The organism is Xanthomonas sp. SS (assembly GCF_014236835.1).
Classification (GTDB): domain Bacteria; phylum Pseudomonadota; class Gammaproteobacteria; order Xanthomonadales; family Xanthomonadaceae; genus Xanthomonas_A.
In genome coordinates, this window is record NZ_CP051190.1 from 3241922 (window position 1) to 3257830 (window position 15909).

General features: G+C 69.7%; 15 protein-coding genes and 1 pseudogene. 8 read left to right on the forward strand and 8 right to left on the reverse strand.

Annotated features, from left to right (window positions below; all coding sequences use genetic code 11):
• Positions 1-33 precede the first annotated feature (33 nt).
• The 4 genes from HEP74_RS13420 to prmB all read right to left on the reverse strand — a co-directional run bounded on the left by HEP74_RS13420 (position 34) and on the right by prmB (position 4231).
• Complete coding sequence (locus HEP74_RS13420) at positions 34-1059, reverse strand: aspartate-semialdehyde dehydrogenase (RefSeq protein WP_185813296.1); 1026 nt, start codon at positions 1057-1059, stop codon at positions 34-36.
• Between the two features lie 101 nt (positions 1060-1160).
• The gene (locus HEP74_RS13425) at positions 1161-2198 is read right to left on the reverse strand and encodes a 2-hydroxyacid dehydrogenase (protein WP_185813297.1); all 1038 of its coding nucleotides are present in this window, start codon (positions 2196-2198) and stop codon (positions 1161-1163) included.
• A complete protein-coding gene (gene aroC, locus HEP74_RS13430) occupies positions 2191-3294 on the reverse strand; it encodes a chorismate synthase (protein ID WP_185813298.1) in 1104 nt (367 codons plus the stop codon). The genes HEP74_RS13425 and aroC overlap by 8 nt, the downstream gene beginning before the upstream one ends.
• 10 nt (positions 3295-3304) lie before the next feature.
• Positions 3305-4231 (reverse strand): 50S ribosomal protein L3 N(5)-glutamine methyltransferase, encoded by a 927-nt coding sequence (prmB, locus tag HEP74_RS13435; protein WP_185813299.1) that lies wholly within the window; start codon positions 4229-4231, stop codon positions 3305-3307.
• Positions 4232-4310: 79 nt separating this feature from the next.
• On the opposite strand from prmB, the gene HEP74_RS13440 reads away from it, so the two are divergent.
• Together HEP74_RS13440 and asd are read left to right on the forward strand one after the other, a co-directional pair.
• Complete coding sequence (locus tag HEP74_RS13440; protein WP_185813300.1) at positions 4311-4958, forward strand: SCO family protein; 648 nt, start codon at positions 4311-4313, stop codon at positions 4956-4958.
• A complete protein-coding gene (asd, locus tag HEP74_RS13445; RefSeq protein ID WP_185813301.1) occupies positions 4955-5803 on the forward strand; it encodes an archaetidylserine decarboxylase in 849 nt (282 codons plus the stop codon). The genes HEP74_RS13440 and asd overlap by 4 nt, the downstream gene beginning before the upstream one ends.
• Positions 5804-6302: 499 nt before the next feature.
• Here the strand turns inward: asd and HEP74_RS13450 are convergent, their stop codons facing one another.
• Positions 6303-7901: a transglycosylase SLT domain-containing protein gene (locus HEP74_RS13450; RefSeq protein ID WP_185813302.1), complete on the reverse strand. Its 1599-nt coding sequence runs from the start codon at positions 7899-7901 to the stop codon at positions 6303-6305.
• A gap of 197 nt (positions 7902-8098) precedes the next feature.
• Here HEP74_RS13450 and HEP74_RS13455 point away from each other — a divergent pair, with 197 nt between their 5' ends.
• Positions 8099-9604: a helicase HerA-like domain-containing protein gene (locus HEP74_RS13455; RefSeq protein ID WP_185813303.1), complete on the forward strand. Its 1506-nt coding sequence runs from the start codon at positions 8099-8101 to the stop codon at positions 9602-9604.
• Positions 9605-9774: 170 nt separating this feature from the next.
• Here the strand turns inward: HEP74_RS13455 and nudK are convergent, their stop codons facing one another.
• Complete coding sequence (gene nudK / locus HEP74_RS13460) at positions 9775-10374, reverse strand: GDP-mannose pyrophosphatase NudK (RefSeq protein ID WP_185813304.1); 600 nt, start codon at positions 10372-10374, stop codon at positions 9775-9777.
• 375 nt (positions 10375-10749) lie between these two features.
• Here nudK and HEP74_RS13465 point away from each other — a divergent pair, with 375 nt between their 5' ends.
• The gene (locus tag HEP74_RS13465; protein WP_185813305.1) at positions 10750-12030 is read left to right on the forward strand and encodes a hypothetical protein; all 1281 of its coding nucleotides are present in this window, start codon (positions 10750-10752) and stop codon (positions 12028-12030) included.
• A 41-nt stretch (positions 12031-12071) separates the two neighbouring features.
• On the opposite strand, the gene HEP74_RS13470 is transcribed toward HEP74_RS13465, so the two are convergent.
• The gene (locus HEP74_RS13470; protein WP_185813306.1) at positions 12072-13523 is read right to left on the reverse strand and encodes a rhomboid family intramembrane serine protease; all 1452 of its coding nucleotides are present in this window, start codon (positions 13521-13523) and stop codon (positions 12072-12074) included.
• Positions 13524-13634: 111 nt separating this feature from the next.
• Here HEP74_RS13470 and greB point away from each other — a divergent pair, with 111 nt between their 5' ends.
• Complete coding sequence (gene greB / locus HEP74_RS13475) at positions 13635-14141, forward strand: transcription elongation factor GreB (RefSeq protein ID WP_185813307.1); 507 nt, start codon at positions 13635-13637, stop codon at positions 14139-14141.
• Between the two features lie 45 nt (positions 14142-14186).
• On the opposite strand, the pseudogene rimO reads toward greB, so the two are convergent.
• Positions 14187-14486 (reverse strand): annotated as a pseudogene (rimO, locus tag HEP74_RS13480) (30S ribosomal protein S12 methylthiotransferase RimO); the annotation flags it as partial.
• A 140-nt stretch (positions 14487-14626) separates the two neighbouring features.
• Between rimO and HEP74_RS13485 the strand changes: the two are divergent.
• From HEP74_RS13485 to HEP74_RS13495, 3 genes are read left to right on the forward strand one after another with little or no spacing between them, the layout of a single operon-like run.
• Positions 14627-15289, forward strand: a complete 663-nt coding sequence (locus HEP74_RS13485; protein ID WP_185813308.1) for a dienelactone hydrolase family protein — start codon at positions 14627-14629, stop codon at positions 15287-15289.
• A 9-nt stretch (positions 15290-15298) separates the two neighbouring features.
• Positions 15299-15706, forward strand: coding sequence for an HIT domain-containing protein (locus HEP74_RS13490; protein ID WP_185813309.1), 408 nt, complete (start codon positions 15299-15301; stop codon positions 15704-15706).
• A 28-nt stretch (positions 15707-15734) separates the two neighbouring features.
• Positions 15735-15902, forward strand: coding sequence for a LiaI-LiaF-like domain-containing protein (locus tag HEP74_RS13495; RefSeq protein WP_003467495.1), 168 nt, complete (start codon positions 15735-15737; stop codon positions 15900-15902).
• The last annotated feature ends 7 nt before the right edge of the window (positions 15903-15909 follow it).

The following is a 15909-nucleotide window of genomic DNA, read 5'->3' on the forward strand; positions in this document are numbered from 1 at the left end:
GCCCCTCTCCCGCCGGGAGAGGGGAGGCATCGCTCAGCCTTCCTGCGCCACCAGCTCGGCCAGTTGCACCGCGTTGAGTGCGGCGCCCTTGCGGATGTTGTCGGAGACGATCCACAGGTTGAGGCCGCGCGGATGCGAGATGTCTTCGCGGATGCGGCCGACGTAGACCGCGTCGTTGCCGGAGGCGTGGGTGACCGGGGTCGGATAGCCGCCGGCCTTGCGCTCGTCGACCACTTCCACGCCCGGCGACGCGGCCAGCAGCGCGCGCGCCTGCTCGGCGCTGACCTTGCGCGTGGTCTCGATCGCCACCGCTTCGGAGTGGCCGTAGAACACCGGCACGCGTACCGCGGTCGGGTTCACCTGGATGTTGTCGTCGCCGAGGATCTTGCGCGTCTCCCAGACCAGCTTCATCTCTTCCTTGGTGAAGCCGTTTTCGAGGAAGTCGTCGATGTGCGGGATCAGGTTGAAGGCGATCTGCACCGGGAAGCGCTGCGGGTCGATGGCCTGGAAGTTGAGCAGCTGACCGGTCTGCTTGCCCAGTTCTTCCAGCGCCGAACGGCCGCCGCCGGACACCGACTGGTAAGTGGCCACGTTGATGCGCTCGATGTTGTACTCGCGGTGCAGCGGCGCCAGCGCCACCAGCATCTGCATGGTCGAGCAGTTGGGGTTGGCGACGATGCCGCGCGGGCGCTGCTTCAGCGCTTCCGGGTTCACTTCCGATACCACCAGCGGCACGTCGTCGTCGTAGCGGAAGGCCGAGGAGTTGTCGATCACCACCGCGCCGGCCGCGGCGAACTTCGGCGCGTACTCCTTGGAGATGCCGCCGCCGGCGGAGAACAGCGCGATGTCCACGCCGGTCGGGTCGAAGCTGGCCAGGTCAAGCACGGTGACCTTCTGGCCCTTGAACTCGACCTGGCCGCCGGCCGAGCGCTCGGAGGCCAGCGGATACAGGGTGGCGATGGGGAAGTCGCGCTCGGCGAGGATGGCCAGCATGGTTTCGCCGACAGCGCCGGTGGCGCCGACGACGGCGACGTTGAAACGACGGGATTCGTTGCTCATGGGAGATTTGTTCGATCGGGTAGGAGAAAGGGGGAACAGCCGCAGTGCCAGCTGGATTCGGGGAACCTCCCGAGCGCGCCGCTCAGGTCGCCGGAGGTTCCCTATCGTTTTTTGCCCGCGATGCCGCCGTCGCCATTGCCGGCGCCCGCGATCGCATCCAGGTTCAACGCATTCGGCGGACGCCCGGCGTCGGCGCCGAAACCCAGTGCGGCCAGCAGGTTGTCCACCGCCAGCGCCACCATCGCGCGGCGGGTGGCGGCACTGGCGCTGCCGATGTGCGGGGTCAGCACCACGTTGCGCAGCGCCAGCAGCTCCGGGCGCACCGCCGGCTCGCCTTCGTACACGTCCAGCCCGGCCGCGGCCAGGCGCCCGTGCGCGAGCGCATCGGCCAGCGCCAGTTCGTCGATCAGGCCGCCGCGGGCGATGTTCACCACCGTGGCACCCGGCTTCATTTGCGCCAGCGCGGCGGCATCGAGGATGTGGTGCGACTGCGCCGAATACGGCAGCACCAGCAGCAGGTGATCGGCGCGTGCCAGCAGCTCGTCGAAGCCGACGTAATCGGCAGCGTGCGCGCGCTCCACCTCGGCCGGCAGGCGGCTGCGGTTGTGGTACAGCACGCGCATCGAGAAACCGGCGGCGCGGCGCGCGATGGCCTGGCCGATGCGGCCCATGCCGAGGATGCCAAGGGTGCTGCCGTGCACGTCGGCGCCAAGCATGGTCTGGAACGACCACTGCCGCCACTGCCCTTCGCGCAACCAGCGCTCGGACTCGGTGATGCGCCGCGCGGCGGCCATCAGCAAGGCGAAGCCGAGGTCGGCGGTGGTTTCGGTGAGCACGTCCGGCGTGTTGCTGGCGACGATGCCCGCCGCGCTGAGCGCGTCCAGGTCGAGGTTGTTGTAGCCGACGCCGACGTTGGCGATGGCGCGCAGCCGCGGCGCGCCGGCGATCTCGGCCGCGCCGATGCGCTCGTTGAGCGTCACCAGCGCGCCGTCCAGCGGCGCCAGCGCCGCGGCCAGCTCTTGCTGCGAATACTTGGTCACGTCCGCGGTGGTGGTCAGCGCGCAATGTTCGCCGAGCCGTGCGACGACATCGTCGAACAGCGGCTGGCTGACCCATACCCGTGGCCGCGACTCAGCCATCGCCACCGCCGGGAATCCGCGGGGTCACGCCGCCGACGTCGCCGCACTGCGCGCGGTGGCGCAGCGCCTGGTCCATCAGCACCAGCGCCATCATCGCCTCGGCGATCGGGGTGGCGCGGATGCCGACGCAGGGGTCGTGGCGGCCGGTGGTGATGACGTCCACCGCCTGCCCGTCCACGTCCACCGTGGCGCCGGGGAGGCGCAGGCTGGAAGTGGGCTTGAATGCCAGCGAGGCGACGATCGGCTGGCCGGTGGCGATGCCGCCGAGCACGCCGCCGGCATGGTTGGACTGGAAACCGTCCGGTGCAATCAGGTCGCGGTGCTCGGTGCCCTTCTGCGCCACCACGGCGAAGCCGTCGCCGATCTCCACGCCCTTGACCGCATTGATGCTCATCAGCGCCGCGGCCAGTTCGCCGTCGAGCTTGCCGTAGATCGGCTCGCCCCAGCCCGGCGGCACGCCGTCGGCGACCACGGTGACCTTGGCGCCGATCGAATCGCCGGACTTGCGCAGCGCGTCCATGTAACTTTCCAGCTCCGGCACCTGCGCCGCGTGCGGCCAGAAGAACGCGTTGTCCTCGACCGCGTCCCAGGCGAAACCCTGCGGCAGCACCGGCCCGAGCTGCGACAGGTAGCCGCGCACGCGCACGCCGTAGCGCTGCGCCAGCCACTTCTTGGCGATCACGCCGGCGGCCACGCGCATCGTGGTCTCGCGCGCCGAGGAGCGGCCGCCGCCGCGCGGGTCGCGGATGCCGTACTTCTGCCAGTAGCTGTAGTCGGCATGGCCCGGGCGGAACTGGCGGGCGATGTCGGTGTAGTCCTTGCTGCGCTGGTCGGTGTTGCGGATCAGCAGGCCGATCGGGGTACCGGTGGTGCGACCCTCGTAGACCCCGGACAGGATCTCCACTTCGTCGGCCTCGCGCCGTGCCGAGGTGTGGCGGCTCTTGCCGGTGGCGCGGCGCTGCAGGTCGTGGGCGAATTCGGCCGCGTCCAGTTCCAGCCCCGGCGGGCAGCCGTCGATCACGCAGCCGATCGCCGGCCCGTGCGATTCGCCGAAGGTGGTGACGGTCAGCAGGGTGCCGAAGCTGTTCGCGCTCATGGCCGCCGGCTCACCGGCTCGCGGCCAGGTCGGCGATGCGCGCGTGGTGCGCGACCAGTTCGCTGGCTTCCACCGCGAAGATGCCCATCTGCCCGACCTTGAACTCGACCCAGGCGAAATCCACTTCCGGCAGCAGTTGCACCAGCGCGCGCTCGGATTCGCCGACTTCGCAGATCAGCAGGCCGTCCTCGCTGAGGTGCGCCGGCGCGTCGCGCAGGATCTTCAGCGCCAGGTCCAGGCCATCGTCGCCGGCGCGCAGCCCCAGTTCCGGCTCGTGCGCGTACTCGGGCGGCAGCGCGTCGGTCTCGGCGTGGGTGACGTAGGGCGGGTTGGTCACGATCAGTTCGTAGCGGCGGCCATCCAGCCCGGCGAACAGGTCGGACTTGACCAGCTCGACGTTGTCGGCCAGCAGCCGCGCCTTGTTCTCGGCGGCCAGGGCCAGCGCATCGTCGCTGATGTCGACCGCGTCCACCTGCCAGTTCGGGTTGTAGTGGCCCATCGCGATGGCGATGCAGCCCGAGCCTGTGCACAGGTCCAGCGCGCGGCTCACCTCGCGCCCGGCCAGCCACGGCTCGAAGCCGGCCTCGATCAGCTCGGCGATCGGCGAGCGCGGCACCAGCGCGCGCGCGTCGCTCTTGAAGCTGAGCCCGGCGAACCAGGCCTCGCCGGTCAGGTAGGCGGCGGGGATGCGCTCGGCGATGCGGCGCTCGAACAGCGCCAGCACCTGCGCCTTCTCCGGCGAGGTCACCCGCGCGGCGCCGTAGGCCGGGCCGAGGTCGTGCGGCAGGTGCAGCGCGTGCAGCACCAGTTGCGTGGCTTCGTCCAGGGCGTTGTCGTAGCTGTGGCCGAAGCTCAGGCCGGCGGCGTTGAAACGGCTGGTGCCGTAGCGGATCAGGTCGATGATCGTGTGGAGTTCGGCGGCCGCGTGGGCAGTCATGGCAACAGGCAAGGCAATTCGGCCCCCGATTATAGAGGCCCGGCCGCTATCATGAGCGTTCGTTGCAAGGGAAATCAGTATGTTCAACCGCAACTTCGGCATCGTCCTGGTAGTCGCCCTGGCCGCCGGCCTGGGCCTGCTGCTGGCCCAGAAGTACTTCGGCGGCGGCGCTTCGGCGTGGCCCGAGACCCGCAGCGTGCGCCTGTACCCGCAGCCGCGCGCCCTGCCCGACTTCCACCTGCGCCAGTCCGACGGCACCCCGCTGATCCCCGGCGAGCTGAAAGGCCACTGGACGCTGGTGTTCCTGGGCTTCACCGCCTGCCCGGACGTGTGCCCGACCACCCTGGCCGACCTGGCCCGCGCGCAGAAGCAGTGGGAATCGATCCCGGACACGCTGCGCCCGCGGGTGCTGTTCGTTTCGGTCGACCCGGAGCGCGACACCCCGGCGCGGCTGGGCGCCTACGCGCACGGCTTCCACAAGGACACCCTCGCCGCCACCGCCGACGTGCCGGAGCTGGAACGCTTCGCCACCGCGCTGGGCTTCGTGTTCCAGAAGGTGCCCGGCAAGCATTTCCAGGAAAACCCCAACGACTACAGCATGGACCACTCCGCCGCGATCGCCGTGCTCGACCCGCAGGGCCGCCAGGCCGGGCTGATCCGCCCGCCGTTCGAGCCGGCGGCGATCGCCGCGGACCTTCAGGCGCTGACCAAGGCGACCGCGCCATGAGCCTGCTGACCTCGCTGACCTACGTGCTGCCGCACCGGCTGCTGTCCTCGCTGGCCCGGCGCCTGGCCTACTCGTCGCGGCCGGGGCTGAAGCAATGGCTGATCGACACCGTGGTGCACCGCTTCGGGGTGGATCTGGCCGAGGCCGCCGAGCCCGATCCGCGCACCTACCCGACCTTCAATGCGTTCTTCACCCGCGCGCTGAAGCCCGGCGCACGCGTCGCCGCCCCCGACCCGCAGGCGCTGCTGATGCCGGCCGACGGCCGCATCAGCCAGCTCGGCCCGATCCAGGACGGGCGTATCTTCCAGGCCAAGGGCCAGTCGTTCACCGCCGCCGAACTGCTTGGCGACGACGCGGCCGCGGCACCGTTCGCCAACGGCCTGTATGCCACCGTGTACCTGTCCCCGCGCGACTACCACCGCGTGCACATGCCCTGGACCGGCACCCTGCGCGAGACCGTGCACGTGCCGGGACGCCTGTTCAGCGTCGGCCCGGACGCGGTGCGCAACGTGCCGCGGCTGTTCGCGCGCAACGAGCGGCTGGTCTGCCATTTCGACACCGAGTTCGGCCCGATGGCCTCGGTGATGGTCGGCGCGCTGCTGGTCAGCGGCGTGGAGACGGTATGGAGCGGCGTGGAAATCCCGCGCTACGGCGACCGCATCACCCGCAAGGACTGGCGCGGCAAGGGCATCGTTTTACAGCGATTCGAAGAAATGGCCCGTTTCAACTACGGCTCGACCGTGATCGTGCTGTTACCGCCGGGGGTGGCGCAGTTGGATCCGGCACTGGCGGCGGAAACCGCGGTCCGGCTCGGCCAGGCGCTGGCGCGGCGGCAGCAAGGCTGACGCACGGCGACGCGACGGACGCAGGGGCGCCGTCCTTGTCCTGCGGCGCGGCACGATTTCAATTACGGCTGCGCCGTGATCGTGCTGCCGCGGACAACCATGGCGACGCTCGATCCGGCGCTGGCAGCGGAAGCGCCGGTCCGGCTCGGTTAAACGCCGGGCACGCAGGCGCTCATCCAACGTCGCGGTATTGGGGGGCAACAGTGCGCCCTGGCGGCCTTGCATTCCTGGCGCTGCCGTACCCTCACCCCAACCCCTCTCCCGACGGGAGAGGGGCATCATGGCTTCGCTTCTGATGTGGGGCGCGACTGGATCATCGCGGCGCGTTGCATGCGCCGCACGCCCCTTCTCCCCTCGGGAGAAGGTGGCGCGCAGCGCCGGATGAGGGTGCGTCCGCAAGCAGTGCTTGCGAGAAACCTTCTAGCGTCACCCGCCTGGCTGCTGCGCCGTACCCTCATCCGCCCTTCGGGCACCTTCTCCTGAGGGGAGAAGGGAAGCCCTACTTGTCGCAGCCAGTCATCTTCAGCGACTGCCCCGGCTTCAAGGCATAGCCCGGCGCGCGCAGGCCGTTGGCCTTGGCCAGTTGCTTGATGTCGCAGCTGTAGCGGTCGGCGATGCGGCCCAGGGTGTCGCCCTTGGCCACGCGGTAGCTGCGCACCTGCTTGGGCTTGGGCTTGACCGGCGCCGGGCGTCCGGTGGCGATGGTGGTCGGCACGCCGGCCACCGGGGTCACGTCGCCCACCGCCACGTTGCCGGTGGGATCGGCGACCACGGGCGTGTTGCTGCGGATCGCGGCATTGACGTCGGCGGTGATCAGCGCACGCGCCAGGTCGGCACGCGGGCCGCTGACGCAATAGCGGTTGTACAGGCCGACGATCTTGGTGGTGGCGTTGATGGTGACCCCGGCCGGGATCCAGCCATCGGGTTCGTAGCGCGGGTTGAGGTTGCGCAGCGCGCGCATGTAGCCGTCGCGGGTGCCGTCGCTGCCCAGGCAAATGGTCAGCTCGTAGATCGTGGTGGACTTGGCCAGGCGCAGCGTCGCCGGCTGCGCGTTGATCTTCGGGAACGCCACGCCGTACTGCTGCGGGTGCAGGAAGATCCACGCCGCGGCGATCACCATCGGCACGTAGTCCTTGGTCTCGGCCGGGAACTGGTTGTACACCTGGGCATCCCAGAAGCTGCGCCCCTGCATCTGGTTGTACACGCGCGCGGCACGGCCCTCGCCGCCGTTGTAGCCGGCCAGCGACAGTTCGATGCTGCGGTTGAGCTCGGCCATGCGCTCGTTGATGTACACCGCGCTGGCCTCGGCGGCGCTGCGCGCGTCGTAGCGGGTATCGAAGCCGGTGCCGTCCGGGCCCAGCCCGAAGCGGCGCCCGGTGGCCGGCATGAACTGCATCAGCCCGGCGGCGCCGACCCGCGAATTGGCGTGCACGCGGCCGTTGGATTCCTTGGCGATGATGCCGAACAGCAGCGCCTCCGGCAGCCCGCGCTTTTCCCATTCCGGCCACATGATCGCGCGCAGGTTCTGGTAGTTCTCGTAGCTGTTCATCAGCGACGGACGCATGTCGGTGAGCCAGCGGCGGATGCCGGCCTGCACCGCCGGGTTGTATTCGACCATCGCGTCGAAGGCATGGCGCTGGTCGTTGAGCAGGCTCGCCGCGCGCGCCGCTTCCGGCACATTGGCGGCCAGCGGACTGATGTGGTCCGGATCGGCCTGCAGCGGCGTGGCGTCATCGTCGCTCGCATCGGCATCGGTCGCCGCGCCCTGCGCGTCGGCCTTGGCCTTGAGCAGGCGCTTGTACGCGCTCAGGTAGGTACCGACCTGGCAGCCGCGCTGCTTGATGCAGGCATCGACCACGTCCTCGATGTCCTCCAGCGCCGCATCGCTTTCCTGGGTGCCCTTGGGGTCGCTGTTGCCGACCAGCACCATCGCGTCGTTGTAGCGCTTCTCGGCCGCCGCCAGGCGCTGGTCGAGGACCTCGATGGCGGCCTTGTCGCGCGCGGAGACGCGTTCGGCGTGGGCAGAAGGCGCGGCGCAAGCCAGCGCCAAGGCAGCCACGGCGGGCCATCCATGGGTGATACGGAACGAAAGGGGCATGATGGGACGCGACGACGGAAAGGCCGCAGGGTAGCCGCCGCTGTCACATCGCGGCAAGGTCGGGCACGCGCCGGCACCGCGCCGGCGGGGCATCCGTTCATCGCTCAGGCCAGGCAAACCGCGGCCCCGGCGCCGTCGCGGCGAGCGGGCGCCGGCGCGAACGCCTAGAATCCGCCCACCTCACCGCGGAGCTGTTCATGGACCCGATCCTGCTGGGCAAAGGCCTGACCGACGACATCGCGGTGCTGCTGCAGCCGCGCCTGGGCAATCGCCACGGCCTGGTCGCCGGGGCCACCGGCACCGGCAAGACCGTGACCCTGATGACCCTGGCCGAGGGCTTCTCGCGGATCGGCGTGCCGGTGTTCATGGCCGACGTGAAGGGCGACGTGGCCGGGCTGGCGGTGGCCGGCGACGGCAGCGAGAAAGTGCTGCAGCGCGCCAAGGACATTGGCGTGGCCGACTACGTCCCGGCCGCCAACCCGGTGGTGTTCTGGGACCTGTACGGTCAGCTCGGGCACCCAGTGCGCACCACCGTCAGCGAGATGGGGCCGACCCTGCTGGCGCGGATCCTGGAGCTCAACGACACCCAGGCCGGGGTGCTCGACATCGTGTTCAAGCTGGCCGACGACCGCGGCCTGCTGCTGCTCGACCTGGACGACCTGCGCGCGCTGCTGGGCCTGGTGGTGGAACAGCGCAAGGACATCTCCACCGAATACGGCCTGGTCAGCGCGCCGTCGGTGGCGGCGATCCAGCGCGCGCTGCTGCGCCTGGCGCAGGACGGCGGCGAAGGCTTCTTCGGCGAACCGGCGCTGGACCTGGCCGAACTGATGCGGGTCGGCAGCGACGGCCGCGGCGTGATCGGCATCCTCGCCGCCGCGCAGCTGGTGCTCAAGCCGCGGCTGTACTCCACCTTCCTGCTGTGGCTGCTGTCGGAGCTGTTCGAAAAATTGCCGGAAGTGGGCGACCTGGACAAGCCCAAGCTGGTGTTCGTGTTCGACGAGGCGCACCTGCTGTTCGACGACGCGCCGCCGGCGCTGGTGCAACGCATCGAGCAGGTGGTGCGGCTGATCCGCTCCAAGGGCGTGGGCGTGTACTTCTGTTCGCAGTTCCCCGACGACGTGCCGGACAACATCCTCGGCCAGCTCGGCAACCGCGTGCAGCACGCGCTGCGCGCCTACACCCCGCGCGACCAGAAGGCGGTGCGCACCGCCGCCGAGACTTTCGTCGCCAATCCCAAGCTGGACGTGGCCAAGGCCATTTCCCAGCTCGGCACCGGCGAGGCCCTGGTCTCCACGCTGCAGGACAAGGGCGTGCCGATGCCGGTGCAGCAGACCCTGATCGCGCCGCCGCGCTGCCGGATGGGCGCGATTTCCGACGCCGAGCGTGCGCAGGTCCGCGCCGCCAGCGTGGTCGGCAACCGCTACGACACCGCGGTCAACCGCGATTCGGCGGCGGAAATGCTGGCGCGCCGGGTCGAGCAGGTGGCCGAGAAGACCGCGGCACCGGCGGCGCGCACCCGCGAGCAGGACGACGCGCAGGACAGCGGCTTCGGCCAGGCGGTCAAGGACGCGGTGTTCGGCACCAAGCGCCGCCAGGGTATGCTCGAGACGATGGCCAAGCAGACTTCGCGCACTGTCGGCAACCGCATCGGCCAGCAGATCGTGCGCGGCATCTTCGGCAGCATCTTCGGCGGCAAGCGCTGAGCGCGGCGGACCGCAAGGCCGGTGGCGCGGCGATGCGCGCGCCTTGCGGACACGGCCAATACATTTCAGATCCCGGCACCCCACCTGTAGGAGCGGCTTCAGCCGCGACCTATACTCCGAAACCACCCGCAGCCAATCCCAAACACGTACAGAACCACTAAAAAAACGCCCTACCCCAGCAGCCCATGCAGCCTGGCGTACTGCAACAACATGATGGTCTTGCCATCGGCGATCTCGCCGGATTCGATCATCGCCAGCGCCACGTCGAGCGCCAGCTCCAGCACCTCGATCTCCTCGCCCTCGGCGGCAACGCCGCCGCCCGTGCCGACCTTGTCGCGATCGAAATACTCGCCCACGAAGAAATACAGCTTTTCGGTGACCGAGCCCGGACTCATGAACGCCTCGAACACCTTGCGCACGTTCTCGATCCGGTAGCCGGTTTCCTCTTCGGTCTCCTTGCGGATGCAGGTCTGCGCATCGTGCTGGTCGAGCAGCCCGGCGCAGGCTTCGATCAGCATGCCGTCGGGATTGCCGTTGAGCAGCGTCGGCAGCCGGAACTGTCGGGTCAGCATCACCGTCCGCTTGGCGCGGCTGTAGAGCAGGATGGTGGCGCCGTTGCCGCGGTCATAGGCCTCGCGCGACAGCGTCTGCCAACTGCCGTCGCTGCGCTGGAAATCGAAGATGACCTTGCGCAGCACGTACCAGTTGTCGGACAGCACCTCGACCTTTTCGATACGCACACGTGGATTGCCTGTGGCGGATGGGTTCAAGCGACACTCCATGCGTTGAGCTGGCAGTGCCGGTGCCCGCAGCGGATTGCCGCCTGGGAATGCCGACAATCGCCGTGGAACATCCATTCTAGCCGCCGTACCGCATGCCGCAGCGAGGCCACAGAGGACACGCCGTGCCTGTCGCAGCGCCCAGCCCAGTGCAACACTGCACGCCGCGAACTGATCCTGCCTGACTTGCGCTGCGCACCTGTACCGCATCGCGACCGCGCATTGGCCCCACGAGCGCGATGCGCGGAGGGACTTAAAGGCGCCCTGCCGGGCACGACCTCGCCCGGACCAACGCGCCAGCGCGCCCCGATTGCACGCCCGCCTGGCGCGTCGCACAATCGGCGCACATTGAACGCAGGGGGCGTCATGGAAGACCGTCATCGCGCCGGCGCAAGCCGCGCGCGCCAAAGCACACCCGAACCTTTCTGGGCGCGCACCCGCGCCATCGCGCTGTATCCGCTGCACGGCGGCGCGCTGTTCGCACTGATCGCGCTGACCCTGTGCCGCCTGCTGGGAATGCTGCCGGGCATCGGCTGGATCATCGGCATCGTCACCACGCTGGCGATCTACAAATACGCCTTCGAGATCCTGCGGCATACCGCCGACGGGTACATGGATGCGCCCGAGCGCGGCTTCGACATCGGCGACGGGGTGGTGCTGCGGCTGCTGGCGCTGATGATCGTGCTCGGCGCGGTAGTCGCCGCTGCGGCGCTGCTCGCCGGCCCGGTCGCCGGCCTGCTGACCTTGCTGGCGGTGGTGCTGCTGCAGCCCGGCTTCCTGATCTCGCTGGCCATCGACGGCAGCCTGCGCCGCGCGCTGAATCCGGCCGTGTCGATCGGCCTGGCGCTGCGCATCGGCTGGCCGTACCTGGCCGCGTTCGGCCTGCTGTTCGTGATCCAGGCCAGCGCGCTGACCGCGGCCCGATGGCTGCAGCACTACCTGCCGCCGCTGGCCAGCGACCTGGCGGTCGGCGTGGTCACGATCTGGGGCCTGTTCGCCGCCTTCCATCTGATGGGGTATCTGGTCTACCAGTACCACGAGGTGCTGGGCTACGAACCGGCCGCCGGCGACGACGCCACGCATGGCCGCCACGATCCGGACCAGCGCGTGCTCGACGAAGCCGAACAGTTCGTGCGCGACGGCCACGCGCCCGAGGCGCTGCAGCTGCTGCGCGGCGAAGTGCGCTCGCGCGCGGTCAGCCTGGCGGTGCACGAGCTGTACCAGCGCCTGCTGCGCAACGGCGGACGCGCCGACGACCGCCGCGACCACACCCGCCAGTACATCAATCGCCTGCTGCAGGAAAAGCAGGAGCGGCGCGCACTGGCGCTGCTGCGCGAGGCCCTCGACACCGATCCCGACTTCGCCCCGCTGCTGCCGGAACAGGCCTCGCTGCTGGCCGAGCGCGCGCAGCTCGCCGGGCAGTTCAAGCTCTCGCTCGACGGCCTGCTCGCCGCCCTGCGCGCCTGGCCCAAGGCGGCGGAATTCGGCGCCTGGTCGCTGAGCGCGGCGCTGTTGCTGGCCGAGCGCTTCGGCGACGACGCACAGGCGCGCGCGCTGCTGCAGGACGCGCTCGCGCGCTGCGAGGACGAGGCGCAACGCGGCAAGTTGCAGGCGGCGCTGAAGGCGCTGACCATCGCGCCGGCCTAGCACCGGCGCGCGACCGGGCGCCATGCCGTCGCCAACGGCACTCACGCGTTGGCGAGCAGGAACCGGGCCTTGTCCGCCTGCGGCTGATCCGGGTAGCGCTCGATCACCGCGAGCAACAGGCGGCGCCACTCCGAGGGCGTCTGCTGCTCGCCATGGCCCAGCGCGAGCCGGAACCAGTGCTGCGCCTGTTCGGCGCGCGGCACCGCCGCATCCTGTGCCAGCAGCGCTTCGGCATCGCGCAGCCGGCCCAGCGCCAGCCAGCGATCGAACAGCAGCGCTCGCGTCGCCGCGTCCACGGCGATGGCACCGGCAATGCAGTCGCCGAGCAACGCTGCCTGCGCTTGCGCTTCCTGCGCCGTGGTCGCCGGCAGGCGCAGCAGTTCGATCGCGCGCGCCTGCGCGGCACGCGCATCGCCGGCATTGCGCGCGACCCGGTAACGCGCCTGCGCCACATCGAAGCGGCGCGGCTGCTCGGCGGCGAGTTCGTCGAGCAGGAACGCGGCCTCGCGGTTCTCCAGTCGCCCCAGATGCCGCTGCGCACGCTCCCAGCGGTCGTCCGCAGCGGCCACGGCCTCGTCGCGCATGAAGGCTTCGCGGGTCTGCCGCAGCGCCACCAGCGCCGCACCGAGCAGCGCGCCGGTGACCAGGCCGCCGGCATGCGCATCGAAGCCGATCCCCGCATCGCCGTTGGCCAACAGGTTGTACAGCTCCCAGCCCAGCCACAGCGGCAGCAACGCGATCGCCGGCCCGCGCACGTAGTCGAACACCACCGCGAACCAGTAGAAGAAGCGCACCGGCCGCCGTCCCCAGACCACGCAGAACGCGCCCATCAGCGCGGCGATGGCGCCGGACGCGCCCAGACCGCCGCCGGCCTCGCCCCAGCGCCAGCACAGGCTGACCGCACTGGAACCGATCGCGCCCAGCAGGTAGACCAGCAGGAACCGCCAGCGCCCGATCGCGCCTTCCAGCAAGGTGCCGAGCACCACCAGGAACAGCATGTTGCCGAACAGATGCAACGCGTCGGCATGCAGGAACGCCGAGGACAGCATCCGCGCCGGCGACCATTCGGAGCTGCGCTGCAGATGGCGCAAGGTGAACACGCGGCCCAGCAACGCGTCGTAGCGGGCGCGCAGCAGCGCCCAGGCCTGCTGCGCGGCGGGGTCCTCGAACGCCTCGCCGCTGCGCAACGCCTGCACGAAGCGCACGTCGTTGAGGCTGGCGGTACCGACGAACTCCGCCTGCTGCGCAGCCGGCACGCGCTCGAACTGGGCCAGCGCCTCCCCGCGCCCGCTATGCTGCAGGTAACGCGCGTAGGCCGGCGCTTCGTAGGCGCCGAGTCCGGAATCGAGGTAATAGCGTTGCGCCTGCTGCAGCGGCACCGCGTCCTGGCGCTGCCAGCCGAAATAGACCGCCGCGTTGAGCAGCACCAGCAGCAGCGTGATCAGCGGAAAATTCTCCCGCGACAGCGGCTTGTGCAACGGCAGGATCAGCATCGAACAACGTCCGTGTGGATGGCCGCGCCAGCTTCGGCCATCGTCCGCGCGTGCGCAAGACTGACGCACGCGCTAGCATCGCCACCCCGCTCCACCGCAGTGCCGACCCCGATGAGCCGCTGGCGTCCTCCCGCCGAGAAAAGCACCGCCCTGATCACCGCCGAAGGCCACGCCCGGCTCAAGGCCGAGCTCGAGGACTTGTGGCGCGTGCGCCGGCCGGAGGTGGTCAAGGCGCTGGCCGCGGCCGCAGCCGAGGGCGACCGTTCGGAAAATGCCGAGTACACCTACCGCAAGAAACAGCTGGGCGAGATCGACCGCCGCGTGCGCTACCTGAGCAAGCGCCTGGAGGCACTGCGCGTGGTAGACACCGCGCCGTCCGATCTGCAGGCGGTGTTCTTCGGCGCGGTAGTCGAGCTGGAGGATGCCGACAGCGGCGAACTGCTGCGCTACCGCATCGTCGGCCCGGACGAGACCGATGCCGGCCGCGGCTGGATCAGCATCGACTCGCCGCTGGCGCGGGCGCTGCTGAAGAAGCGCATCGACGACGAGATCGAGGCGCAACTGCCCGGCGGCCGCCACAGCTTCGTGGTGGTGTCGGTGGACTACGCGGCGCGCTGAGCGACCGGCTGTCGCGCACGCGCGATTGGCAATGCCTTGCGGGCTTCACAGCACCTGCAGATTCAGTGCCTGCCGCGGTTGCGCCGTGCCCATCGGCAATGCCTCGCCGAATAGATCGTGCTCGTCGCTGTCGGTGATCTCCACGTCGACCAGATCGCCCGGCTGCAGGCCGCACTTGGCGCCGTTCTGGATGTGCACCAAGCCGTCGATCTCCGGCGCATCGGCCTTCGAGCGTGCCACCGCGATGCCGTCCTCGAGCAGATCGACCAGGCATTGCTGCACGCTGCCGATCTTGGCTTGCAGCCGCGCCGGCCTGGGTCCGAGGGTGCCAGGAGAAAAACGCGCAGGTTATAACGCTCGGCCGGACCGCGCGGCGAACACCGCAAGCCGCCGCGCATGGCACACCCCATCCCAATCGCGTTGACAGCCGCCTAGCCGCCGGCGTGGATAATCGTCGCTTCTCTCCCCCGCCACAGGAACACACCATGGGCCACTGGACTACCCTCGATACCCCGCACGGTCAGGTCTCCGCCTGGCACGCCGTGCCGGAAGGCGCCCCGCGTGGCGGCCTGGTGCTGATCCAGGAGATCTTCGGCGTCACCGCCTATATCCGCGAGGTCGCCGACTACTACGCCGCGCAAGGCTACGAAGTGCTGGCGCCGGGCCTGTTCGATCCGGTGGAGAAGGACATGCAGCTGAACTACGACCAGGACGGCGTGAACAAGGGCCTGGAACTGGTCGGCGCGCTCGGCTTCGACAAAGCGCTGGACATCGTGCAGGCCGCGGCACAGGCGCTGGCGCCGGCCGGCAAGGTCGGCACCGTCGGCTATTGCTGGGGCGGCAGCGTCGCGCTGCTGGCGGCGGTGCGGTTGGGCCTGCCGTCGGTGAGCTACTACGGCGGGCGCAATACCCAGTTCCTCGACGAAGCCCCGAAGGCGCCGGTGCTGTTCCACTTCGGCGCGCAGGACAGCAGCATTCCGCCGGACTCGGTACAGCAGCACCGCGAGAAACTGCCGCAGATGCAGACCTACGTGTATCCGGCCGGGCATGGTTTCGACCGCCATGTGGATCCGAACCACTACGATGCCGACAGCGCCGAAAGCGCGCGCGAACGCAGCCTCGCGTTCCTCGCCGAACACCTGCGCTGAGCCGCGCCGATGGCCGATTTCGCACTCGATCCGCGGCTGCAGGCCGACAGCGCGTTCGTCGCCGACGGCCCGCTGTCGCAGGTCCGGTTAATGGACGACGCGCGCTTTCCGTGGCTGCTGCTGGTGCCGCGCGTCGCCGGCGCCAGCGAGTGGATCGACCTGGACGGCGCCCAACAGCGCCTGCTGCTGGCCGAGATCAACCAGCTCTCGCAGCTGCTGCGCGGCGAGCCGGGCGTGCACAAACTCAACATCGGCGCCCTGGGCAATATCGTGCGCCAATTGCACGTGCACCTGATCGGGCGCCACGAAGGCGACGCGGCCTGGCCCGGGCCGGTATGGGGCAGCGGCACGGCGCAGCGGTTGGACGCCGATGTGCTGCAGACCCGTGTTGCGGCGTGGCGGCAACGGCTACGATAGGCGCCCTTTTAGCGGAAGCCGCGTCTCCATGAAATCCAATGTGATCGCCGCCATCGTGCTGATCGTGATCGGCCTGGTGTTCCTGGCCAACAATCTGGGCTGGACCAATCTCAGCCTGGGCCGGCTGATCGCCACTTGGTGGCCGGCGATCCTGGTCGCGGTCGGCGTGGGCATGCTGTTCGGGCGCGGCAAGTAGTAACTGT

Bases quoted from the DNA above. Each gene is read 5' to 3' on its own strand.
- prmB (WP_185813299.1), bottom strand. From the start codon at position 4,231: ATGACTGCCCACGCGGCCGCCGAACTCCACACGATCATCGACCTGATC.
- HEP74_RS13440 (WP_185813300.1), top strand. From the start codon at position 4,311: ATGTTCAACCGCAACTTCGGCATCGTCCTGGTAGTCGCCCTGGCCGCC.
- HEP74_RS13470 (WP_185813306.1), bottom strand. From the start codon at position 13,523: ATGCTGATCCTGCCGTTGCACAAGCCGCTGTCGCGGGAGAATTTTCCG.
- HEP74_RS13465 (WP_185813305.1), top strand. From the start codon at position 10,750: ATGGAAGACCGTCATCGCGCCGGCGCAAGCCGCGCGCGCCAAAGCACA.
- HEP74_RS13495 (WP_003467495.1), top strand. From the start codon at position 15,735: ATGAAATCCAATGTGATCGCCGCCATCGTGCTGATCGTGATCGGCCTG.
- asd (WP_185813301.1), top strand. From the start codon at position 4,955: ATGAGCCTGCTGACCTCGCTGACCTACGTGCTGCCGCACCGGCTGCTG.
- HEP74_RS13450 (WP_185813302.1), bottom strand. From the start codon at position 7,901: ATGCCCCTTTCGTTCCGTATCACCCATGGATGGCCCGCCGTGGCTGCC.
- HEP74_RS13420 (WP_185813296.1), bottom strand. From the start codon at position 1,059: ATGAGCAACGAATCCCGTCGTTTCAACGTCGCCGTCGTCGGCGCCACC.
- greB (WP_185813307.1), top strand. From the start codon at position 13,635: ATGAGCCGCTGGCGTCCTCCCGCCGAGAAAAGCACCGCCCTGATCACC.
- HEP74_RS13490 (WP_185813309.1), top strand. From the start codon at position 15,299: ATGGCCGATTTCGCACTCGATCCGCGGCTGCAGGCCGACAGCGCGTTC.
- HEP74_RS13485 (WP_185813308.1), top strand. From the start codon at position 14,627: ATGGGCCACTGGACTACCCTCGATACCCCGCACGGTCAGGTCTCCGCC.
- HEP74_RS13425 (WP_185813297.1), bottom strand. From the start codon at position 2,198: ATGGCTGAGTCGCGGCCACGGGTATGGGTCAGCCAGCCGCTGTTCGAC.
- aroC (WP_185813298.1), bottom strand. From the start codon at position 3,294: ATGAGCGCGAACAGCTTCGGCACCCTGCTGACCGTCACCACCTTCGGC.
- HEP74_RS13455 (WP_185813303.1), top strand. From the start codon at position 8,099: ATGGACCCGATCCTGCTGGGCAAAGGCCTGACCGACGACATCGCGGTG.